The sequence below is a fragment of the Pseudomonas sp. 3296 genome (genome assembly GCF_031456615.1).
In the GTDB taxonomy this organism is placed as follows: Bacteria; Pseudomonadota; Gammaproteobacteria; order Pseudomonadales; family Pseudomonadaceae; genus Aquipseudomonas; species Aquipseudomonas mucoides.
Genome location: NZ_JAVDUY010000002.1, coordinates 30,906 through 51,987, shown reverse-complemented (window position 1 = coordinate 51,987; position 21,082 = coordinate 30,906). Strand labels below are relative to the sequence as shown.

General features: G+C 59.0%; 20 protein-coding genes. 6 read left to right on the top strand and 14 right to left on the bottom strand.

Annotated features, from left to right (window positions below; translation table 11 throughout):
* Window positions 1–165: 165 nt before the first annotated feature.
* A complete protein-coding gene (gene rpsU, locus J2X66_RS04775; RefSeq protein WP_002551877.1) occupies window positions 166–381 on the bottom strand; it encodes a 30S ribosomal protein S21 in 216 nt (71 codons plus the stop codon).
* A 199-nt stretch (window positions 382–580) separates the two neighbouring features.
* Between rpsU and tsaD the strand changes: the two genes are divergently transcribed.
* On the top strand, window positions 581–1,606 hold the full coding sequence (tsaD, locus tag J2X66_RS04770) for a tRNA (adenosine(37)-N6)-threonylcarbamoyltransferase complex transferase subunit TsaD (protein WP_027926719.1): 1,026 nt from the start codon (window positions 581–583) through the stop codon (window positions 1,604–1,606).
* A 23-nt stretch (window positions 1,607–1,629) separates the two neighbouring features.
* On the opposite strand, the gene plsY is transcribed toward tsaD, so the two are convergent.
* Complete coding sequence (gene plsY / locus J2X66_RS04765) at window positions 1,630–2,199, bottom strand: glycerol-3-phosphate 1-O-acyltransferase PlsY (protein WP_310261569.1); 570 nt, start codon at window positions 2,197–2,199, stop codon at window positions 1,630–1,632.
* A 74-nt stretch (window positions 2,200–2,273) separates the two neighbouring features.
* Here plsY and folB point away from each other — a divergent pair, with 74 nt between their 5' ends.
* The gene (gene folB / locus J2X66_RS04760) at window positions 2,274–2,630 is read left to right on the top strand and encodes a dihydroneopterin aldolase (protein WP_027926721.1); all 357 of its coding nucleotides are present in this window, start codon (window positions 2,274–2,276) and stop codon (window positions 2,628–2,630) included.
* Window positions 2,621–3,148, top strand: a complete 528-nt coding sequence (gene folK / locus J2X66_RS04755; RefSeq protein ID WP_310261566.1) for a 2-amino-4-hydroxy-6-hydroxymethyldihydropteridine diphosphokinase — start codon at window positions 2,621–2,623, stop codon at window positions 3,146–3,148. The genes folB and folK overlap by 10 nt, the downstream gene beginning before the upstream one ends.
* A 75-nt stretch (window positions 3,149–3,223) precedes the next feature.
* Here folK and J2X66_RS04750 read toward each other — a convergent pair whose 3' ends face one another.
* The 11 genes from J2X66_RS04750 to J2X66_RS04700 all read right to left on the bottom strand — a co-directional run bounded on the left by J2X66_RS04750 (window position 3,224) and on the right by J2X66_RS04700 (window position 17,338).
* Complete coding sequence (locus tag J2X66_RS04750) at window positions 3,224–4,453, bottom strand: multifunctional CCA addition/repair protein (RefSeq protein WP_310261563.1); 1,230 nt, start codon at window positions 4,451–4,453, stop codon at window positions 3,224–3,226.
* Between the two features lie 63 nt (window positions 4,454–4,516).
* Entirely contained in the window at window positions 4,517–6,079 is a 1,563-nt protein-coding gene (locus tag J2X66_RS04745) for a SpoVR family protein (protein WP_310261560.1), read from the bottom strand.
* Complete coding sequence (locus J2X66_RS04740; RefSeq protein WP_007947798.1) at window positions 6,076–7,347, bottom strand: YeaH/YhbH family protein; 1,272 nt, start codon at window positions 7,345–7,347, stop codon at window positions 6,076–6,078. The genes J2X66_RS04745 and J2X66_RS04740 overlap by 4 nt, the downstream gene beginning before the upstream one ends.
* Window positions 7,348–7,461: 114 nt before the next feature.
* A complete protein-coding gene (locus tag J2X66_RS04735; RefSeq protein ID WP_010467160.1) occupies window positions 7,462–9,384 on the bottom strand; it encodes a PrkA family serine protein kinase in 1,923 nt (640 codons plus the stop codon).
* Window positions 9,385–9,681: 297 nt separating this feature from the next.
* Window positions 9,682–10,011: a thiosulfate sulfurtransferase GlpE gene (gene glpE, locus J2X66_RS04730; RefSeq protein ID WP_310261557.1), complete on the bottom strand. Its 330-nt coding sequence runs from the start codon at window positions 10,009–10,011 to the stop codon at window positions 9,682–9,684.
* A 33-nt stretch (window positions 10,012–10,044) separates the two neighbouring features.
* Window positions 10,045–10,926 carry a symmetrical bis(5'-nucleosyl)-tetraphosphatase gene (locus J2X66_RS04725; RefSeq protein ID WP_310261554.1) on the bottom strand — a complete coding sequence of 294 codons (882 nt, stop codon included), beginning with the start codon at window positions 10,924–10,926 and terminating at the stop codon, window positions 10,045–10,047.
* Complete coding sequence (gene apaG / locus J2X66_RS04720; protein WP_310261551.1) at window positions 10,926–11,306, bottom strand: Co2+/Mg2+ efflux protein ApaG; 381 nt, start codon at window positions 11,304–11,306, stop codon at window positions 10,926–10,928. Before apaG ends, J2X66_RS04725 begins: the two co-directional genes overlap by 1 nt.
* Window positions 11,307–11,429: 123 nt before the next feature.
* A complete protein-coding gene (gene rsmA / locus J2X66_RS04715; protein ID WP_223514911.1) occupies window positions 11,430–12,248 on the bottom strand; it encodes a 16S rRNA (adenine(1518)-N(6)/adenine(1519)-N(6))-dimethyltransferase RsmA in 819 nt (272 codons plus the stop codon).
* Window positions 12,245–13,234: a 4-hydroxythreonine-4-phosphate dehydrogenase PdxA gene (gene pdxA / locus J2X66_RS04710; RefSeq protein ID WP_310261547.1), complete on the bottom strand. Its 990-nt coding sequence runs from the start codon at window positions 13,232–13,234 to the stop codon at window positions 12,245–12,247. The genes rsmA and pdxA overlap by 4 nt, the downstream gene beginning before the upstream one ends.
* A complete protein-coding gene (surA, locus tag J2X66_RS04705) occupies window positions 13,231–14,553 on the bottom strand; it encodes a peptidylprolyl isomerase SurA (protein WP_310261544.1) in 1,323 nt (440 codons plus the stop codon). Before surA ends, pdxA begins: the two co-directional genes overlap by 4 nt.
* Window positions 14,528–17,338, bottom strand: coding sequence for an LPS-assembly protein LptD (locus J2X66_RS04700; protein WP_310261541.1), 2,811 nt, complete (start codon window positions 17,336–17,338; stop codon window positions 14,528–14,530). Before J2X66_RS04700 ends, surA begins: the two co-directional genes overlap by 26 nt.
* 130 nt (window positions 17,339–17,468) lie before the next feature.
* On the opposite strand from J2X66_RS04700, the gene J2X66_RS04695 reads away from it, so the two are divergent.
* Genes J2X66_RS04695 through J2X66_RS04685 form a run of 3 tightly spaced genes read left to right on the top strand, consistent with a single transcriptional unit; the run spans window position 17,469 to window position 19,925 of the window.
* Window positions 17,469–18,488 carry a phosphotransferase gene (locus J2X66_RS04695; RefSeq protein ID WP_310261538.1) on the top strand — a complete coding sequence of 340 codons (1,020 nt, stop codon included), beginning with the start codon at window positions 17,469–17,471 and terminating at the stop codon, window positions 18,486–18,488.
* Window positions 18,485–19,156, top strand: a complete 672-nt coding sequence (gene murU, locus J2X66_RS04690) for an N-acetylmuramate alpha-1-phosphate uridylyltransferase MurU (RefSeq protein WP_310261536.1) — start codon at window positions 18,485–18,487, stop codon at window positions 19,154–19,156. The genes J2X66_RS04695 and murU overlap by 4 nt, the downstream gene beginning before the upstream one ends.
* Window position 19,157: 1 nt before the next feature.
* A complete protein-coding gene (locus tag J2X66_RS04685) occupies window positions 19,158–19,925 on the top strand; it encodes a TerB family tellurite resistance protein (RefSeq protein ID WP_027926734.1) in 768 nt (255 codons plus the stop codon).
* 140 nt (window positions 19,926–20,065) lie between these two features.
* Here J2X66_RS04685 and J2X66_RS04680 read toward each other — a convergent pair whose 3' ends face one another.
* Complete coding sequence (locus J2X66_RS04680) at window positions 20,066–21,058, bottom strand: alpha/beta hydrolase family protein (RefSeq protein WP_310261533.1); 993 nt, start codon at window positions 21,056–21,058, stop codon at window positions 20,066–20,068.
* Between the last annotated feature and the right edge of the window lie 24 nt (window positions 21,059–21,082).

The window sequence follows — 21,082 nt, the reverse complement described above, 5'->3', positions numbered from 1 at the left end:
AAAAGACGTGCACCGCTGGCAAAAGAGCCAGGTCTGACGCTGTGAAACAGATTTGTCTCGGTCGCGTCTGCGGCTTCGACGGTGAAGCATCAAGCGTTTTACGCAAATGCCATTAGCCCGGCTTGGAGCCGGGCTTGGCAGAAGCTTGCTACGATCGTCTGTGTATTAGTACAGACGAACGGCGCGGCGCTGTTCGCGCTGAACTTTCTTCGCGTGACGCTTAACAGCGGCTGCTGCTTTGCGCTTACGCTCAGAAGTTGGCTTCTCGTAAAATTCGCGGCTACGAACTTCAGCCAGTACACCGGCTTTTTCGCAGGAGCGCTTGAAACGACGCAGAGCTACGTCGAAGGGTTCGTTCTCTTTTACTTTGACGGCTGGCATCCAGAGCTACCTTCATTCATTACCGGGGTCAACATCCTCGCGGCAAAAGAGCACTTGAAGACGTCGGTTTTTAAGGGTTGCGGATGTTAACCCCTCATCGCTTGGAATGCAAAGCCTCTGATCGAAAACCGCTGGTCGGGGCATCACGTGGCGACTATTATGCGCGCCTTCGAATTCAGCCTAAATAAGGCGCAAACCCATGCTAGTACTGGGATTAGAAACCTCCTGCGACGAAACCGGTGTCGCATTATATGACAGTGAACGCGGGCTATTGGCCGACGCACTGTTCAGCCAGATCGACCTGCACCGAGCCTATGGCGGCGTGGTGCCGGAGCTGGCCTCGCGCGACCACGTCAAACGCATGCTGCCCTTGATTCGTCAGGTGTTGGCCGAAGCTGACTGCGTGCCGACCGAGATCGACGCCATCGCTTACACCGCGGGTCCTGGCCTGGTCGGTGCGTTGCTGGTGGGCGCTTCCTGTGCCCAGGCGCTGGCCTTTGCCTGGGGTATTCCGGCCTTGGGCGTGCACCACATGGAAGGCCACTTGCTGGCGCCGATGCTGGAGACGCAGCCGCCAGAATTCCCGTTCGTCGCTTTGTTGGTGTCCGGCGGCCATACGCAGCTGGTTCAGGTCGACGGAATCGGCCAGTACACGCTATTGGGCGAGACACTGGACGATGCCGCCGGTGAGGCTTTCGACAAGACCGCGAAGATGATGGGGCTCAATTACCCGGGCGGCCCGGAAATCGCACGCCTTGCCGAGCAAGGCGTTGCGGGGCGGTTCACGTTTCCGCGCCCGATGTGTGATCGCCCGGGCCTGGCGTTCAGCTTCAGCGGCTTGAAAACCTTCGCGTTGAACACTTGGCAGCAAAGCGTCAGTGCCGGGGACGACAGCGAGCAAGCCCGTTGCGACATCTCTCTGGCGTTCCAGCAGGCCGTGGTGGAGACTTTGACCATCAAGTGCAAGCGAGCCCTCAAGCAAGCGGGCATGAAGCGCCTGGTCATCGCAGGGGGCGTCAGCGCCAACAAGGCACTGCGTACCTCGCTGGAAAAAATGCTCGGTGACATGAAGGGCGATGTGTTTTACGCACGTCCGGAGTTCTGCACCGACAATGGTGCGATGATCGCGTTTGCCGGATGCCAGCGCTTGCAGGCCGGCCAGCATGAAAGCCTGGCCATTAGCGTTCAGGCACGTTGGCCGATGGAGCAATTGTCGGCACTGTGATGAGCCGCGATCACGTCCGGTATTTAAAAATGCCGTTCGCGCCCGGCAAACAGGTCGCGTAGATTGCCGCGATGACGCCAGACAATCAGCCCGGTGAGCACGCTCATGGGCAGCAAGGCCGCCGGTTCCTGCCAAGCAAGCAACGGCAGGGTCAGCGGTGTGGCAATCAATGCAGCGAGTGAGCTGGTGCGGCTCAGGTAGAACGTCAGCAGCCAGGCGCAGACCGCCAGCAGTGCCGCAGGCGGGTAAAGCCCCAGCAGCATGCCGGCAGCGGTGGCGACACCTTTGCCGCCGCGAAAGCGGAAGTACACTGGAAACAGATGGCCGATGACGGCGCAGATGCCGATCCAGGCCTGTTCTTGCAGCGAAAGGCCCGCAAGGCCGGCGATCAGTACGGGCAGCAAGCCTTTGCAGAGGTCGCCGAGCAAGGTCAGGATGGCGAGTTTTTTGCCAGCCAGGCGCAACATGTTGGTGGCGCCGGCATTGCCCGAGCCACCCATTCGCGGATCGGGATTCCCGGTCAGGCGGCTGAGCAAAATGGCGAAGGACAGCGAGCCGAGCAGGTAGGCGAGGATCGCCAATAACCAAAACATGCTAACTATTCCGGGCGAGGACGCCCTGATTCTAACGGCGCATTGCGCCCTTGTCGTGCAGCGGAGAAAAGTGCTTGGACAGAGTGTTTATCGAGGGCCTTGAAGTCGACACCGTGATTGGTGCCTACGACTGGGAGCGGGGCATCCGACAGTGCCTGCGTCTTGATCTGAGCTTCGCCTGGGACAATCGCCCAGCCGCCGCCGGTGATGACCTGACCCTGGCGCTCGATTACGCGAGCGTTTCGTCGCGCATCCAGGCGTTTGCCGAGCAGGCGCAGTATCAACTGGTCGAGACCTTCGCCGAGCGTCTGGTCGAAGTGCTGATGAGTGAATTCAAGATCACCTGGGTGCGTCTCAAGCTGACCAAGCCTGGCGCTGTCCCGGCTGCCAAGGGCGGTGTGGGCGTGGAGATCGAGCGCGGATGTCGCTGACTCAGGTGTACCTCGGGCTCGGTAGCAATATCGAGCGTGAAACCCATTTGCAGGCGGGGCTGGACGCCTTGGCGGCGTTTTTGGTGGATATCCGCTGCTCGGCGGTCTTCGAAAGCCAGCCAGTGGGCATCAAGAGCGGGCCGTTCTTCAACTTCGTGGTGTCGGCGTATACCGATCTGCCGCTGATGGAACTGGACCGCCGATTGAAGTTCATCGAGGCGGACAATGGTCGTTATGCGCCGGACCGCAAGGGCTTGCCGCTGGACATCGACGTCCTGTTGTTTGGTGATCTGGTGGGCAATTTCGATGGATTGATCCTGCCGCGGGCAGAGATTCTGAAGAACGCTTTTGTGTTGTGGCCGTTATCGCTGATTGCGCCGGATCGTGTGCATCCGGGCGTAGGCAAAAGCTTTGCGACCTTGTGGAGTGAGGCGCAGATTGATCAGGTGTTGGCGCCGGTGGCTTTTGAATGGCGCGGTGAACAGCTGACCCCTTCGAATTTGTTGTGGGGCGGATGACGCCATCACGAGCAAACTCGGCTCCTACAGGGATCACCTCAATCCTGTGGGAGCCGGGCTTGCCCGCGATGCTTTTCAGGCAGACGCCGCTTCCTTGTAGGCTTTCAGCGCTTTAAGCCGTTCACGCTTGATCGCCTCACCCAGCTCCGGCCCCTTGAATCCTTTCTCCAGCAACGGCTGAACCGCCACGCTCCTCGCTGCTGTCGCCGCCCCGCGCAAATAATCCGCCTGTGGATAACGTCTCTGTTCCAGTCCTTTGCGCCCGCGCGCGTCCATCTCGCACGCGCTGATGAATTCTTCAAACCGCTGCGGCCGACGGTAAACGTCAACGCTTTGCAGCAACTCCAACAAAGTCGAAGGTTTCAGCTCCAGCGCACGATGACCATGGGTGTGATATTGGCCGACCAGTAACGCCAGTTCCTGACAGTCTTTCGGCGCCTTGAAGCGTTCGTTGACCGCTTTTATCAACTTCAGGCCCGTGTGTTCGTGAGCAATATGGCGTGGCCATTCTTCTTCAGGCGTCAGTCCTTTGCCGAGGTCGTGCAGCAGGCAGGCCCACCGCACGGTCAGCGGTTGTTTGTGCTGCGCCGATTGCTCGAGCACGCTCAACGTATGCACACCCGTGTCGATTTCCGGATGGTGAGTTTCCGGCTGCGGAACACCGAACAGCGCGTCGACTTCAGGCATCAGCACCTTCAGTGCGCCGCACTCGCGTAGCACTTCAATGAACACCTGCGGCTGATCTTCCATCAATGCCCGGGAGATTTCTTTCCAGCTGCGTTCAGCGGTCAGGGCTTGCAGTTCGCCGGATTCGCTGAGCTGGCGCATCAACGCCAGGGTTTCTGGCGCGACGGTAAAACCCAGCGCCGCATAGCGGGCAGCAAAGCGGGCAACGCGCAGTACACGGAGCGGATCTTCGGCGAACGCGGGGGATACGTGACGGAGCAAGCGAGCTTCAAGATCGCGTTGGCCATGGTAGGGGTCAGTCAGGTTCTGCTGATCGTCTTCGGCCATGGCATTGATCGTCAGGTCGCGGCGAATCAGGTCTTCTTCAAGGGTGACTTCGGGGCTGGCGTGAAAAGTGAAGCCGCCATAACCGCGCCCGCTTTTGCGTTCGGTGCGGGCGAGGGCGTATTCCTCGCCGCTTTTCGGATGTAGAAACACCGGAAAGTCCGCTCCCACCGGGCGGAAACCCCTGGCGAGCATTTCTTCCGTAGTGGCGCCCACCACCACCCAATCGATATCGGTGACAGGTTTGCCGAGCAGGCGGTCACGTACTGCGCCACCGACTTTATAAATCTGCATAAAAAACCTCCGTTAGCTCGACAGAATAACCGTTGCGTCGAACTTGCGGAGGTTCAAACAGGCTCAAAGATGAATGACGGCCAGGTCCAGTCGCCCGTAATCCCCTTCGCTGTGCTCGCTTCTGGGTGGGACATGATGGGTTTTCATCACCTGATCCCCTTGCAGGGTTTCCAGGTGAATATCGAAGCCCCACAACCGGTGCAGGTGCTTGAGCACCTCCTCAGTGGATTCGCCCAGCGGCTTGCGGTCGTGTTGCTGGTGACGCAGGGTCAGGGAGCGGTCGCCACGCCGGTCGATGCTGTAAATCTGCACGTTGGGCTCGCGATTGCCCAGGTTGTACTGCGCCGCCAGGGTTTCACGGATGATGCGGTAGCCTTCTTCATCGTGGATCGCGGGTACGAGCAGGTCATCCTTTTGGTCGTCATCCAGAATGCTGAACAACTTCAGGTCGCGGATCACTTTCGGTGACAGGTACTGCAGGATAAAACTCTCATCCTTGAAGCTGCTCATGGCGAACTTGATGGTCGACAGCCAGTCGGTGCCGGCAATTTCAGGGAACCAGTGGCGATCTTCGTCGGTGGGGTTCTCGCACATGCGCCGGATATCCCGGTACATGGCGAACCCCAGGGTGTAAGGGTTGATTCCGCTGTAATAAGGGCTGTCGAAGCCGGGCTGAAACACCACGCTGGTGTGGGATGTCAGAAACTCCATCATGAAACCGTCGGTGACCAGGCCTTCGTCGTACAGGTCGTTCATCAGCGTGTAGTGCCAGAACGTGGCCCAGCCTTCGTTCATCACCTGGGTCTGACGCTGTGGATAAAAGTACTGCGCGATCTTGCGAACAATGCGCACGATTTCCCGTTGCCACGGCTCCAGCAGTGGTGCGTGTTTTTCGATGAAGTACAGGATGTTTTCCTGAGGTTCGGCGGGGAAGCGCGCATTGTCCTTGTCGCTGTACTTGTCCGCGCCTTTGGGAATAGTGCGCCACAGATCGTTGATCTGTTTCTGCAGATGCTCTTCCCGATCCTTTTGCCGACGCCGTTCTTCTTCGGCGGAAATCGGGTAAGGGCGTTTGTAGCGGTCGACGCCGTAGTTCATCAGTGCATGGCAGGAGTCGAGCAAGTCTTCCACGGCGTCGATGCCGTGGCGTTCTTCGCACTGCATGATGTACTGCTTGGCGAACACCAGGTAATCGATGATCGAACTGGCGTCAGTCCAGGTGCGGAACAGGTAATTGCCTTTGAAAAAGCTGTTGTGCCCGTAGCAGGCATGCGCCACGACCAGTGCCTGCATGCAGATGGTGTTTTCTTCCATCAGGTAGGCGATGCACGGGTCGGAGTTGATCACGATCTCGTAGGCCAGCCCCATTTGCCCACGGCTGTAGGATTTTTCGGTGCTGAGGAAGTGTTTGCCATAGGACCAATGGTGATAGCCCAGCGGCATGCCGACGGAGGCGTAGGCGTCCATCATCTGCTCGGCGGTGATCACTTCGATCTGGTTAGGGTAAGTATCGAGGGCATACCGAGCCGCCAGGCGACTGATTTCCTTGTCATAGGCCTGGATCAGCTCGAACGTCCATTCGGAGCCGGTGGAAATGGGTTGGCGCTTCTGCTCTTTGGCGGTCATGTCACTAACCTGCGCTGGAAGAGTTCACGGAAGACCGGGTAGATATCCCCGGCCGAGACCAGTTGCTGCTGGGCAAAAGTGTCAGAGAAGGCTTCGGCGATGCGCTCGTACTCGAACCACAGGGCCTGATGTTCGCGCGGGGTGATCTCAACGTAAGTGTAGTACTGCACGAACGGCATGATCTGGTTGATCAGAATGTCGCGGCAGATCGGGGAATCGTCGTTCCAGTTATCGCCGTCGGATGCCTGGGCGGCATAGATGTTCCACTCGTTGCTCGGATAGCGCTCGGCCATGATCTCCTGCATCAGTTTCAAGGCACTGGAGACAATGGTGCCGCCGGTTTCGCGCGAATAGAAGAACTCTTCTTCATCCACTTCCCGGGCGCTGGTGTGGTGGCGGATGAACACGACGTCGATCTTGTCGTAGTTACGCTTGAGAAACAGGTACAGCAGGATGAAGAAGCGCTTGGCGATGTCCTTGGTCGCCTGCGTCATGGAGCCGGACACGTCCATCAGGCAGAACATCACGGCCTTGGAGCTCGGGTTGGGCTGCTTGATCAGAAGGTTGTACTTGAGGTCGAACGTATCAAGAAACGGAACGCGATGAATCCGCGCGCTGAGTTTTTCGATTTCGGCTTCTATTTTCTGAATATCGCCGAAATTGTCTGGTTCTTCCTGCTTGAGTCGCAGCAGTTCCTCTTTGGCTTCACGCAATTTGGCGCGGCTGCTGCCGGACAGGGCAATTCGCCGTGCATGGGCCGAGCGCAAGGTGCGAATAATGTTGATGCGCGACGGGTTGCCTTCGTTGCTGATCCCAGCGCGTACCGTTTTGAAAGTGTCGGTGCCGGTCAGGTTGCGTTTGACCAGGTTCGGCAGCTCGAGGTCCTCGAACATGAATTCGAGGAATTCCTCTTGGGTGATCTGGAAGACGAACTCGTCCATCCCTTCGCCCGAGTTACCTGCCTTGCCGGGGCCTCTGCCGCCGCCCCCTCCGGGCGGGCGGGCTATGTGCTCGCCGCTGGTGAATTCCTTGTTGCCGGGGTGCACGACTGTTTGCTTGCCGCCACGCCCGTGGTGAAGCACCGGCTCGTCGATATCGCGGCCGGGAATGCTGATCTGTTCGCCGTGTTCCATATCGGTAATGGAGCGCCGGCTGACCGCCTCTTCGACAGCCTTTTTGATGTGATCACGGTAACGTCGCAGAAACCGCTGACGGTTAACCGTGCTCTTGTTCTTGCCATTGAGACGTCGGTCGATCACATAGCTCATAGGGCCCTCCGGGCAGCTTCAAGTTGTGAGCTACAAGCTGCAAGTAGAAGCTGCCCGGATATCAGGGCTTACACGCTTTTTCTTGCCGCTTGTAGCTTATGGCTTGCCGCTGCGTCATTGCGATTTCCGGACCCGTAGGTACCATTCGGAAAGAAGCCGTACCTGTTTGTCGGTGTAGCCGCGCTCGACCATCCGTGTGACGAAGTCGTTGTGCTTCTGCTGGTCCTCTTTGCTGGCCTTGGCGTTGAAGCTGATGACCGGCAGCAGGTCCTCGGTGTTGGAGAACATTTTCTTCTCGATGACCACCCGCAGTTTTTCGTAGCTGAGCCAGGTCGGGTTCTTGCCGTTGTTGTTGGCCCGGGCGCGCAGGACGAAGTTGACGATTTCGTTGCGGAAATCCTTCGGATTGCTGATGCCGGCCGGTTTTTCGATTTTCTCCAGTTCTTCGTTCAGGGCCACGCGGTTGAGGATTTCGCCGGTTTCCGGGTCGCGGTATTCCTGGTCCTGGATCCAGAAGTCGGCGTACAGCACGTAGCGATCGAAGATGTTCTGGCCGTATTCGCTGTACGACTCGAGGTAGGCGGTCTGGATCTCCTTGCCGATAAACTCGATGTAGCGCGGTGCCAGGTATTCCTTGAGGAAGCGCAGGTAGCGTTCGCGGGTTTCGGCCTGGAACTGTTCCTGTTCGATCTGTTGCTCCAGCACGTACAGCAAGTGCACCGGGTTGGCGGCGATTTCGTGCGGATCGAAGTTGAAGACCTTCGACAGGATCTTGAACGCGAAGCGGGTCGACAGACCGTTCATGCCTTCGTCGACACCGGCGTTGTCGCGGTATTCCTGTATCGACTTGGCCTTCGGATCAGTGTCCTTGAGGTTTTCACCGTCATACACGCGCATTTTCGAGTAGATGTTCGAGTTTTCCGGCTCCTTGAGGCGAGAAAGCACGGTGAACTGGGCGAGCATCTTCAAGGTATCGGGCGCGCAATGGGCCTTGGCCAGGGAGCTGTTGAACAGCAGTTTGTCGTAGATCTTCACCTCGTCGCTGACCCGCAGGCAGTACGGCACTTTGACGATGTAGATCCGGTCGATGAACGCTTCGTTGTTCTTGTTGTTACGGAAGGTGTGCCATTCCGATTCGTTGGAGTGGGCCAGCAGGATCCCGGTAAACGGAATCGCGCCGAGGCCTTCGGTACTGTTGTAGTTGCCTTCCTGGGTGGCCGTCAGCAATGGGTGCAGCACCTTGATCGGCGCCTTGAACATTTCGACGAATTCCATCAGGCCCTGGTTGGCCCGGCACAGCGCGCCCGAGTAGCTATAAGCGTCGGCGTCGTTCTGTGGGTATTCCTCCAGTTTGCGGATATCGACCTTGCCCACCAGTGCCGAGATGTCCTGGTTGTTCTCGTCTCCCGGCTCGGTTTTGGCCACGGCGATCTGATTGAGGATCGACGGATAGAGTTTCACCACGCGGAACTGGCTGATGTCGCCGCCGAACTCGGCCAGGCGCTTGGTGGCCCATGGCGACATGATGGTGTTGAGGTAGCGCCGCGGAATGCCGAAGTCTTCTTCGAGGATCGCGCCATCTTCGGTGGCGTTGAACAGACCCAGGGGCGACTCGAATACCGGCGAACCCTTGATGGCGTAGAAGGGCACTTTTTCGATCAGTTGTTTCAGCTTCTCGGCCAGGGACGATTTACCGCCACCGACGGGGCCGAGCAGATAGAGGATTTGTTTCTTCTCTTCCAGGCCCTGAGCGGCATGGCGGAAATACGACACGATCTGGTCAATGCATTCTTCCATCCCGTGGAAGTCTTCAAAGGCCGGATAGCGGCGGATCACCTTGTTGGAAAAGATTCGCGACAGCCTCGAGTTGGTCGAGGTGTCGAGCAGCTCCGGTTCTCCGATGGCCAGCAATAGACGCTCGGCGGCGGAGGCGTAGGCGCTGCGGTCCTGTTTGCACAGCTCAAGATACTCTTGCAGCGAGAGTTCTTCCTGGCGTGTGGACTCGAAGCGTTGTTGGAAGTGGCTAAAGATACTCATGACGTCACCTCGCTCGATACGTGGAGCCGACGCCGGATCACTCAGTCGATGCTGGCAGCAACCGAACAGGCGGTCGCTGTTTACCCCCCAGAACTCTAACGGAGCTGACTACTCCGAAAGCTACTCCCGATGACCCGCGCGCCGGTGTACCGGCTCTCCCCTGTTTTGGATGGCCTGCGCTTAAGGATAGTTGCTAATTCGGGAGGTAAAGGCGAGATACGTAATTATGTGTGGCAGACCGTTCGTCTGCCACCGCGCGAGCCCACGGGGGGCGGGGGCTCGCAGGTTACAAAAAAATTATTCGGAGGTGCCTTGGGCGGTTTCCGCAGGGTAAGTCGTACGCCACAGCTCAAAGCCGCCATCCATGCTGTAGACGTCGGAAAAGCCCTGGCTAATGAGGTACGCAGCGGCGCTCTGACTGGAATTGCCGTGGTAGCAGACCACCACTGTCGGTGCGTCGAGGTCGGCAGCACGGATGAAGTCCGAGATGGAGTGGTTATCCAGATGCTTCGAGCCGGCGATGTGCAATGCGGCAAAGGTTGCTGGGTCGCGAACATCGACCACCACTGCGCCTTGTTCGCGCAGGGCCTGGGCCTGTTCCGGGGGGATACGTTTGAATTCGCTCATGGCGGGCTCCTGTGGCTCGGCTGATAGCGCAGCCTAGCGCGGGGCGCTGGCTGGGGTTTGTTCGGTAAGGGGTGGGGCGGCGGCGGGTTCACTGTGGCCCTGATCGTTGCATTGGCACTGCAGACGCTCGAGGGTGTCGACGTTCATCAGGGTCATGGCTCCGCCCCAGACACAACCGGTGTCGAGTGCGAAGATTCCCGGTTCGTCGCATTGGCCCTCAAGCGCCGCCCAATGGCCGAAGATGATCTTCTGACCCTTGGTCTTGCGCTCCTTGTACGTGAACCAAGGCTTGTAGCCCGGTAGTGCTGTGCCAACGCCTTCCTTGCTCTTGAGGTCGAGTTTACCCTCGCTGGTGCAGAATCGCATGCGGGTAAAGTAGTTGGTGATGACGCGCAGGCGGGTCACGCCCTTGAGGTCGTTATCCCATTTCACCGGATCGTTGCCGTACATGCCGTCCAGGTACGGGGCGATGAGGTTGTCATCGCGCAGGGCTTCTTCAACTTCGGCGGCGCACTTCAAGGCTTTGCGCACTGACCACTGCGGTGGAATGCCGGCGTGCACCAGTGCGATATCGCGCTGTTCGTCGTAGTGCATGAGCTTTTGCTGGCGCAGCCACTCCAGCAGATCCGCACAATCGGGCGCTTCGAGGATCTCGCGCAGGGTGTCGGATTTCTTCAGGCGTTCGATGTTGCGTCCGGCGGCCAGCAGGTGCAGGTCATGGTTACCCAATACGCACACCAGCGATTCACGAATGCCATAGAGAAAGCGCAAGGTTGCCAGCGACTGCGGACCGCGGTTGACCAGGTCGCCCACCAGCCAAAGACGATCCTTGGCCGGATCGAAAGCCACTTGCTCAAGCAGGCATTGCAGGGGCTCGAGGCAGCCCTGCAAGTCACCAACGGCGTACGTTGCCATTAGTGCAAGGCTCCGGGCACCGCCAGGCGGAATGGAGCGATGATGGCGTCGAAATGCTTACCGTCGTCGGCAATCATCTGATAGGTGCCTTCCATGGTGCCGACCTTGGTGGTCATGACCGTGCCGCTGCTGTAGGTGTGGTTTTCGCCGACCTGGATCAGCGGCTGCAAGCCTACGACGCCCGCACCCTTGACCTCCTCGACATGCCCGTCACCGTCGGTGATGATCCAGTGCCGCGACAACAGTTTGGCCGGTAGCTCGCCATTGTTGTGCACGGTAATGGTGTACGCGAAGGCAAAGCGGTTTTGCTCGGGTTGCGATTGTTCTGCCAGATAGCGGGTGACGACGCTGACGTCGACCTGATAACGAGGATCGGACATGCAAGAGGCCTTAAAAACGAAGCGGGACGCGGGGCGTAACTGATGGAGTTCAGTCTAGGCCAAGTACCGGGTAGTAAACCAGACATCGCGTCTGGCGTCCTACCCGATAACGCTCGTTACCTGTCAGTCGGCGGCGGGCGGGTTCAGGACTTGTTCGCTGAGCTTGTCGGCCAGGCGCACGAAGGCGGCCAGGTCGAGCTGCTCGGGACGCAGGCTGCCATCGACGCCGGCCGCTTCGATCTCGGCATTGCTCAGCAGCAACTTGAGGGTATTGCGCAGGGTCTTGCGGCGCTGGTTGAAGGCTTCGCGAACGACGCGCTCCAACAGCTTATGGTCTTTGGCCGGATGCGGCAGTACCGCGTGAGGCACCAGTCGCACGATGGCCGAATCAACCTTTGGCGGCGGATTGAACGCGCCCGGACCGACGTTGAACAGATGCTCGACCCGGCAGTGGTACTGAACCATGATCGACAGGCGGCCCCAATCACCACCGCCAGGACCCGCCGCCATGCGCTCGACCACTTCTTTTTGCAGCATGAAGTGCATGTCGCGGATCAGGCTGGCGTTGTGCAGCAGGTGAAAAATCAGCGGTGTAGAGATGTTGTACGGCAGGTTGCCGACCACACGCAGGCTGCCCGGCGCAGCATTCAGGCTGGTGAAGTCGAACTTCAGCGCGTCGCCCTGATGCAGGCTGAAGTTGCTTCGACTGGCGAACTGCTGATTGAGGATCGGGACCAGGTCCTTGTCCAGCTCCACCACGTCCAGTTGCGCGCCGCTATTGAGCAGGCCTTGAGTCAGGGCACCCTGGCCCGGGCCGATTTCCAGCACGCGGTCTTCGGCCTTGGCATGGATGGAGCGCAGGATTCGGTCGATAACACCTGCATCGTGCAGGAAGTTCTGGCCAAAGCGTTTGCGCGCCTTGTGTTGGTAATGCTCGGTCATAAACGGGTCTCGGCCATCTGGTAGGCGGTTTCCAGGGCGACTTGCAGGCTGCCGGTGTCGATTTTTCCGCTCCCGGCCAGGTCCAGGGCGGTGCCGTGGTCGACCGAGGTGCGGATGATCGGCAAGCCGAGGGTCACATTGACTGCCGCGCCGAAGCCTTTGTATTTCAGCACAGGCAGGCCCTGGTCGTGGTACATCGCCAGCACTGCGTCGCAGTGCTCCAGATATTTGGGGGTAAACAGAGTGTCGGCGGGCAGGGGGCCACGAAGGTCCATGCCTTCACCGCGCAGGCGCTCTAATGTAGGTTCGATGATGTCGATTTCTTCATGGCCCAGGTGTCCGCCTTCACCGGCGTGCGGGTTAAGCCCGCAGACCAGGATGCGTGGCTGGGCGATGCCAAATTTTTCTTGCAGGTCGGCGTACAGAATTCGTGTGACCCGCTCCAGGCGCTCCGGTGTGATCGCATCGGCAATCTCGCGAAGGGGCAGGTGCGTGGTGACCAGCGCTACCCGCAATCCACGCGTGGCCAGCATCATCACCACTTGGGCTGTATGGGTCAGGTCAGCGAGGAATTCGGTGTGGCCGGAAAAGGCGATCCCTGATTCGTTGATCACACCCTTGTGCACAGGGGCGGTGATCATTCCGGCGAAGTGCCCGTCCAGGCAGCCCTGGCCGGCACGGGTCAGGGTTTCCAGGACGAAAGCGGCATTGGCCTTGTCCAGCTGGCCGGCGATGACCGGCGTATTGAGCGGTGTGTCCCAGACATACAAGCTGTTCTCAGGCGCAGGCACATCCGGCCAGCTGTCCGGCGTTACCGGCAGCAGATCGACAACCACACCCAGCTGCGCGGCCCGCTCAAGGAGCAGGTCGCGGCTGGTAATGGCAATCAGGGGATGTGGCTGGGCGTGCGAGGCGAGCAGCAGGCACAGGTCGGGACCTATGCCGGCCGGTTCGCCGGGAGTCAGCGCGAAACGCTTGGGTTTCACTGCGCTGCCTGGCTTGCACCAGGAAGTTTGATTTCTACGTACGCTTCGTCACGGATCTGACGCAGCCAGGTTTGCAGCTCTTCGTCGTATTTGCGGTTACGCAGTACGGTCATCGCCTGTTGCTCGCGAGCCTGGGCGGTGCTGTCGGTGGCGCGGCGGCCCAGCACTTCCAGAACATGCCAGCCGTATTGGGTCTTGAATGGCTTGGACAGCTGACCTTGCGGGGTCTTGGCCATCACTTCGCGGAACTCAGGCACCAATGCGTTCGGGTCGATCCAGTTCAGGTCGCCGCCGTTTAGGGCAGAACCCGGATCTTCGGAGTAGCTTTTCGCCAGCTCGCTGAAGTCTTCACCGGATTCGATACGGGTGTAGAGCGACTGGGCCAGGGCCTTGGTTTTCTCTTCGTCGCGGATCGGGCTTGGTTTGACCAGGATGTGGCGCACGTGCACTTCATCTCGCGTCTGGGTTGCACCGCCACGCTTGTCGAGGATTTTCAGGATGATGAAGCCACCCGGTGTGCGCATTGGCTGGGTAACTTCGCCAACCGTCATGGTGCTCAGCATGCGATCGAAAGGAGGTGGCAGTTGAGCGGCTTTACGCCAGCCCATGTCGCCGCCTTCGAGTGCAGTTTCGCTGGCAGACTTGGCAATGGCCAACTGACCGAAATCAGCGCCTTGCTTAAGCTGTTGGTAAACCGCGTCGGCCTGTTTGGCAGCATTCTGGATCGCGTCGGAGTTGGCGCTTTCCGGCGTAGGAATCAGGATGTTCGCCAGACGGAACTCTTCGGACAATTGCATCTTGCCAAGGTCAGAGGCGAGGAAGTTCTTCACTTCCTGTTCCGACACCTGGATGCGCTCGGCCACACGGCGTTGACGCACACGGCTGATGACCATTTCACGGCGAATCTGTTCACGGGCGTCGTCGTAAGACAGACCGTCGTGAGCCAGCGCGGCGCGGAATTGATCCACCGACATGTTGTTACGCTGGGCAATGGTGCCCACCGCCTGGTTCAGTTCTTCATCGGTAATGCGGATGCCCGAACGTTCGCCAATCTGCAATTGCAGGTTTTCGACGATCAGGCGCTCAAGCACCTGCTGCTCCAGCACGCTGGCTGGCGGCACGGCGGAGCCACGCTTGGCAATGGTTGCCTGAACTTCATGGACGCGTTGGTCCAGTTGGCTCTGCATGACCACGTCGTTGTCGACGATGGCCACCACTTTATCGATGGACTGTACGGCGGCATTAGCCGCGGTACCCAGGAACAGCGCGCCCAGCAGCAGCGGGCGCAGACAATCAGAAAGCTTGGTCTTCACGTTCACGATAACCTTGAATGCCTTTGTCGAGGAAGCTCTCTACTTTGGCGCCGGTGAGGCCGCCGAGACCTTTCAGAACGATTTGTAGGAAGACGCCGTGGTCGCCTTTTTCGTTTTGTGGAGCTTGTTGACTGAACTCGTCATAGGAAACCCAGTAACGGTTGATCAGGCGCAATTTCCAGCAGCAGTTGTCGTACTCGAAACCACCGAACGCTTCCAGAGTACGGTCGCGGTTGTAGTCATACTGCCAGCGGCTGATAACGTTCCATTGAGGCACGACTGGCCAGATCACCGAGAAGTCATGCTGTTCGATCTTGTAGTAGTCCTTCACGAAGTCAGGCGAGCCTGGGGTGCCATAGTCACCGCCAAACTGCCATTGACCGGTGTTCTGGTTGTAGATCACCTGGTCGTTACGATAGCGATAGCCGGCGTTGATGACCTTGTTCGGGTTGTCTTCAGGCTGGTAGTGGAACATCGCGCTACCCGAGCGAGTGCTGCGGCTGTTCGGGTCCCAGTTGAAGTCGGCGGTGGTGCGCCAGTCGCGGTTCCAGCGATATTCGTAATCCAGTGCATAGGGCGAATTGCTGGTTTGCGCATCTTCGCGGGTTTTTGGATTGATACCGGGCAACTGGACTTCGCGGTCCTTGAAGAACAAGGCCTGACCTACGCTGATACGTTGACGTTCAAAGCCATCGTCTTCGATCCAGCGGTTGGTGATGCCAAGCGACAGTTTGTTCTCGTCGCCAACACGGTCGGAGCCAGAGAAACGGTTGTCTCGGAACAGCGACGCATAGTTGAAGGTGTATTCACTGGTGTCGAACACAGGAATGTCTGTCTGGTCTTCCTCTGGTACATAGAGGTAGTACAGGCGCGGCTCAAGTGTCTGGCGATAGTTCTTGCCGAACCACTGAGTGTTGCGATCGAAGTACAGGCCACTGTCAATGCTGGCAATCGGCACGCCACGGTTCTGGTTGCTGCCGAAATTGCCGTTGAAGTTTTTAGTCCCGGCTGCAGCGGCGGCTTGATCCTGAGCCACGATCTGGCTCTTGCCGATGCTATCCAGGTCCAGTTGGTACTGGGTGTATTGGTACTTGAGCTTCGGCTTCACGAAACCATAAGTCCAGTCCAGCGGCAGGCTGACGGCTGGTGCCAGGTTGAGGCGATCGCCGTTGGCACGTGCAAGACCTTGAACGTTGTTGTCCAGACGTGGGGACACGTTGCCGTCTTCATCGGTGTACGTGCCGTTTTGCAGGTCTCGATCGAACCGCACGATTTCGGTGTCGTAGGTGAAATCCAGACCGCCGGGATGATCCGGCAGCGCGCCGTTGAAGGTGATCTGCGGCAAACGATCATACGGTGTGAGAATGGCAACGCTTGCCAGCTGGTAGGCCTGTGCATTGATTCTAGCGGTGTAGTTATCGCCACGGTAGCTGACGGAACCTTGCTGGTTCACGTAATCACTACTTTTAATACCAATCTGGTCAGTCTGCAGATCCTGGAAATAATAAGGATCACTGATCTTGGTGTAGTCGACTTGGGTGGAGACGCGTGAATCCAGCCCACCCCTGTGCTGCCAGTTATACATGTAGCGTTCTTTCTGGAAGTCGGACTGCTTGTCGCGTTGGGTGTCCTCATCATTGAGGTACGCCCCACCGAACTGACCTTCGCTGGACTTGGTCAGGTAGCGGAATTCGCCTTCCATCAACAAGCCATGCTTTTCCATGTAACGCGGGTACAACGTGGCATCGTAGTTCGGTGCCAGGTTGAAGTAATACGGGGTGACCAGCATGAAGCCGGTATCGCTGCCGGTGCCGATGGTAGGAGGCAGGAAACCCGACTGGCGACGGTCGTCGATCGGGAAATAGATGTACGGCGTGTACAGGACAGGAATGTCCTTGACCCGCAATGTCACATTGGTCGCGGTGCCGAAGCCGGTCGCCGGGTTCAGGGTGATGTTGTTACCCTTGAGCTGCCAGGCGTTGCTGTTCGGTTCGCACGTGGTGTACGTACCATCCTTGAGGCGGATGATTGCGTTTTCGGCACGCTTGGCGTACAGCGCGTTACCGCGGATACGGGATTTGTGCATCACGTATTCGGCGTTGTCGACCTTGGCTTCACCGGTGTCGAGCTGCACGTCGGCGTGGTCGCCGACGATCAGTGCGCCGTTGTCGCGGATGCGTACGTCGCCAGTGAGTTCGGCGCGGCTTTCGGCCTGATACAGGCTGGCCTCGTCGGACTCGACCTGCATGCTGCCCTGACGCAATACGACGTCACCGGCCAGTGTGCCGATCTGATCTTCGGTGTTGTAGCGCGAGGCCTTGGCGCCGATAAAGGTCGGTGCGTCACTTTTATTCGTCTTGTCATTCATGCCAGGACGAATCGGTTCGATATAGGAACCAGAGCAATAAGGACCGGTTTCGGCCAGTTGCGCGGCAGTGAGGTTCTCGCGTGGAACCCAGTCGAGGTGACTGTAGTCTGCACTACGCGACTTCATGCCGCGGCCCTTGGACTCGGTAACGAGTGCAGGCTTGGCTTCGGTGCTTTCGCTGGAACCGCTCTCGGCTGCCGCTTCGCCAGTGGCGGAGACGGCGCTGCCCTCATGGACAGGGCGCGGTGGCAATGCCGCCGCTGGCGATTTTGGCGCACAGTTCCAGGCACCCGAAGCAGAGACTGAGCAGTCATACTGTTCCGCGGCGACCACGAATGAAGTGGCTAGGGGTTGCAGGGCCAGCAGACTGCCGGTAACCAACAACGGAAATTTTTTACGAAACGCGGGGGATTTCAATGCCATCTTATTAGTCCGGGCTTCCTGCGTGCCATCTGCCCGCGGTGTGGGCCGCACGCCTCTCGATGGTCTGAAAAAGATGCTGGATAATAAAGCATGACCCGCTTGACGGCTAGCGCCGTCGGAGACCCTTGCAATGCCTGACCAAGATGTACGTTTGCAACACCTGAAAGTTTGGCTCGATGAGCAGTTGGCGATTCTCTTTGCAGCACAAGGCTGGGGCGCCGTACCCCCGGCCACGTTGACTGCGGCCAGTAGCGACGCGAGTTTTCGGCGCTATTTCCGCTGGGAAGGCGAGGGCAAAAGTTTCATTGTGATGGACGCGCCACCGCCCCAGGAAAACTGCAAACCCTTCGTGGATATTGCTTTTTTGCTGGCGAAATCCGGAATAAATGTGCCGAAAATTTATGCCGAAGACCTCGAGCGCGGTTTTCTTTTGCTCAATGACCTGGGCAACAAGACTTATCTCGACGTGATCGACAGCGAAAATGCCGACGATTTGTTCAACGATGCCCTGCAAGCACTGCTGGCTTTTCAGCAGTTGCCGATGGTTGCGCCGTTACCAAGTTATGACGTCGCACTGTTGCGTCGCGAACTGGAACTGTTCCCGGACTGGTACGTGAAGCACGCGTTGGGTATCGAGTTCGATGCGGCGCAGAAAATGCTCTGGCAAAACGTCACCGATCTGTTGATCGACAGCGCCCTGGCCCAGCCCAAAGTCTTGGTGCATCGCGACTACATGCCACGCAACCTGATGCTCAGCGAACCGAATCCGGGCGTACTGGATTTCCAGGACGCGGTGTACGGTCCTGTGACCTACGACGTGACCTGCCTGTTCAAGGACGCCTTCCTCAGCTGGCCTGAAGAGCGTGTGCGTGGCTGGCTCGAAACTTACTGGCAGCAAGCCGGCGCCCTCGATATTCCGGTTCAGCCGGACTTCGAAGAGTTCCTGCGAGCCAGCGACCTGATGGGCGTGCAGCGTCATCTGAAAGTCATCGGCATCTTCGCCCGCATCTGCCATCGCGACGGCAAGCCGCGCTACCTCGCCGACGTGCCGCGCTTCTTTGCCTATATAGATGCCGTGATCGCCCGCCGTCCTGAACTGGCCGAGCTGGATGTGTTGCTGCTGAGTCTGCGTGCCGGAGCGAATGCATGAAGGCAATGATTCTGGCGGCCGGCAAGGGCGAGCGCATGCGCCCGTTGACCCTGACCACCCCTAAACCGCTGGTTCGCGCCGGCGGCGTGCCATTGATCGAGTACCACCTGCGCGCCCTCGCGGCGGCCGGGTTCACCGAGATCGTGATCAACCACGCCTGGCTCGGTCAACAGATCGAAGATTATCTGGGCGACGGTTCGCGCTATGGCGTCAGCATTCAGTACTCGCCGGAAGGCGAGCCCCTGGAAACCGGCGGCGGGATTTTCCGCGCATTGCCGTTGCTGGGGGACGAGGCCTTTGTGGTGGTCAATGGTGACATCTGGACCGACTACGACTTCAGCGTGCTGCATCAACCCATCAACGGGCTGGCTCACCTGGTGCTGGCGGATAACCCGGCCCATCACCCGACGGGCGATTTCACGTTGCTCGACGGGCACGTGTACGACGGCCGGCCGGAGGCGACGACCCTGACGTACAGCGGCATCGCAGTGCTGCATCCGCACCTGTTCGACGGTTGTTCGGACGGAGCCTTCAAGCTTGCACCGCTGTTGCGCAAGGCCATGGCCGATGGGCAAGTGACGGGTGAACGCCTGAAAGGTCAATGGGTGGATGTCGGTACGCACCAACGCCTGGCCGACGTTGAAACCCTGATAGAAGCGAGCCGCTGAGATGCTGTGGCCAGGGACTCTGATCGGAGCCGGAGCAGGCTTTGCCATCGCCAGCATTCCGGGGGCCATGCTCGGCGCCTTGTTGGGGCAGGCGCTGGATCGGCGCTTGCACCTGCAAAGCGTTGGGCACTTGCTTGAAAAGCTCGGCGGTCGTCCGATGCTGCGCAATGACGAGCTGCTATTCGTGTTGTTGGGGCGCTTGGCCAAGAGTGACGGGCGAGTAGTGGATGGCCATATTCAGCAGGCCCGCCAGGAAATGCGTGCTCTGGAGATGACGGATTCGGCGCAGCGTCGTGCCATTGCCGCGTTCAATCGCGGCAAGTCCGGCAATGACCGGTTACGTGGCTATCTGCGGCGCTTGAGTGCTCAGCCGCATGCGGCGGAAGGTGTATTGCGCGCCTGTTGGCGGATGGTCTGGGCCGATGGTCGTGCCGGCAGTCATGAGCGCGAGCTGATTGCCCAGTGGGGCAAGTGGCTGGGCTGGACGCCGCACCAGGTTCAGGCGCTGGCCGCCGATTATGAGCAGCACAAGCGGCCGCAAGTCAGCAGCGCGATCACCTATCAGGATGCGTTGCGGCTGTTGGGGGTGTCTGCAACCAGCGAGCCAGCGCAGATCAAACGCGCTTATCGACGCCTTCTGAGTCGACATCACCCGGACAAGATCGCCGGCAGCGGGGCGACGGCGTTGCAGGTACGTGAGGCAACGGACAAGACGCGTGAATTGCATGCGGCTTATACGTTGATTCGTGAGCGGCGGGATTTTCGGTAGCAGGAAAGAGATCTGTCGCCAGTTATGCCCTCATCGCGGGCAAGCCACACTCCCACAGGTTTTATGTCGATAGTAAAAGTTGCGTGCGACTCAAATCCTGTGGGCGCGTGGCTTGCCCGCGATGAGGGCACCACGGTCTATCAGTCCGCCACATTCTGCGGATTCAACCAGCCGCGCACCCGACGCACCAGTTGCTCCTGCTCAGCCTTGGCATTCCCCGGCAATGCCTTGAGCGACACCTGACTGAACGCCGACGCCTTCAGCCGTTTGCTGGCCTGCAGGCGTTCCAGCGCCGCTTTGCGATCCATCGGCTTATCCACATAGAAAAGGTCCGCAGTCGGCAGCTTTAAAGTTGGCGTCAGCTCGGCCAGTTCAGGCTTTGCTGTCACCGGTGTCTGGGCCGCGACCATCACAAACCTTTCCACTTGCGAGGGCTGTCTCTCGCTCAGGTAACGCGCTGCCCAGTAAGCGCCAGTGCCATGGCCCAGCACGACAATGCTGCGAGCACTTTGCTGCTCGGCATAAGCGATGGCGGCGTCGATGCGCGCGAAGATGCGATCGGCGTCGGCCTTGGCCTGTTCTTCGGTTGTTTCGGCGACGGCCTTGTCAGCCACTTCCGCTTCACCACCGGCGGCCTGCTCGATGGGCGCTGCGGTAGTGGAGTCCTTGCTGGTGGTCTCCGGCGCTTTGGGCGCCGGTGCGACTTCGACGATGCGTGGTGCAATGGCGTCGCTTTGCAGGTCCGGCAAGGTGATACTCAGGCTGCTCCATTGGGCGTCTGGCAATTGACGGCGCAAAGGACCGATTGCTTGCGGCCAGTCAACAGTTTCACCAGCGCCCGGGATGATAATCACCGCGCCCTTGGGTTCGGCGGTGTTGGCCGGCTTCCACAAGGTGAGAAAAGTGTCAGTGCCGGCTTGCAGCTGTTGCTGTTCCTGAGCAGGGATTTTTCGCTCAAGTGCTGTCGCTTCTTCCTGACTACGCTCAGGCAGTGGCTGGCGTTCAACCGGTTTTTCTTCTGCGGGGTTTTCTGTAGCGGCAGGTGCCGGGTCGGCGGCCTCGACAGAAAAGGCACAAGGCAGGATCAGCGACAGGCACAATGCTGGCAGTGCCAGGCGGTAGACAGGGGGCATCGGATATTCCAGGCCAGAAGTGAT

Coding starts and splice junctions, on each gene's coding strand:
- rpsU (WP_002551877.1), bottom strand. CDS start 381: ATGCCAGCCGTCAAAGTAAAAGAGAACGAACCCTTCGACGTAGCTCTG.
- tsaD (WP_027926719.1), top strand. CDS start 581: ATGCTAGTACTGGGATTAGAAACCTCCTGCGACGAAACCGGTGTCGCA.
- plsY (WP_310261569.1), bottom strand. CDS start 2,199: ATGTTTTGGTTATTGGCGATCCTCGCCTACCTGCTCGGCTCGCTGTCC.
- folK (WP_310261566.1), top strand. CDS start 2,621: ATGTCGCTGACTCAGGTGTACCTCGGGCTCGGTAGCAATATCGAGCGT.
- J2X66_RS04750 (WP_310261563.1), bottom strand. CDS start 4,453: ATGCAGATTTATAAAGTCGGTGGCGCAGTACGTGACCGCCTGCTCGGC.
- J2X66_RS04745 (WP_310261560.1), bottom strand. CDS start 6,079: ATGACCGCCAAAGAGCAGAAGCGCCAACCCATTTCCACCGGCTCCGAA.
- J2X66_RS04740 (WP_007947798.1), bottom strand. CDS start 7,347: ATGAGCTATGTGATCGACCGACGTCTCAATGGCAAGAACAAGAGCACG.
- J2X66_RS04735 (WP_010467160.1), bottom strand. CDS start 9,384: ATGAGTATCTTTAGCCACTTCCAACAACGCTTCGAGTCCACACGCCAG.
- glpE (WP_310261557.1), bottom strand. CDS start 10,011: ATGAGCGAATTCAAACGTATCCCCCCGGAACAGGCCCAGGCCCTGCGC.
- J2X66_RS04725 (WP_310261554.1), bottom strand. CDS start 10,926: ATGGCAACGTACGCCGTTGGTGACTTGCAGGGCTGCCTCGAGCCCCTG.
- apaG (WP_310261551.1), bottom strand. CDS start 11,306: ATGTCCGATCCTCGTTATCAGGTCGACGTCAGCGTCGTCACCCGCTAT.
- rsmA (WP_223514911.1), bottom strand. CDS start 12,248: ATGACCGAGCATTACCAACACAAGGCGCGCAAACGCTTTGGCCAGAAC.
- J2X66_RS04700 (WP_310261541.1), bottom strand. CDS start 17,338: ATGGCATTGAAATCCCCCGCGTTTCGTAAAAAATTTCCGTTGTTGGTT.
- J2X66_RS04695 (WP_310261538.1), top strand. CDS start 17,469: ATGCCTGACCAAGATGTACGTTTGCAACACCTGAAAGTTTGGCTCGAT.
- murU (WP_310261536.1), top strand. CDS start 18,485: ATGAAGGCAATGATTCTGGCGGCCGGCAAGGGCGAGCGCATGCGCCCG.
- J2X66_RS04685 (WP_027926734.1), top strand. CDS start 19,158: ATGCTGTGGCCAGGGACTCTGATCGGAGCCGGAGCAGGCTTTGCCATC.
- J2X66_RS04680 (WP_310261533.1), bottom strand. CDS start 21,058: ATGCCCCCTGTCTACCGCCTGGCACTGCCAGCATTGTGCCTGTCGCTG.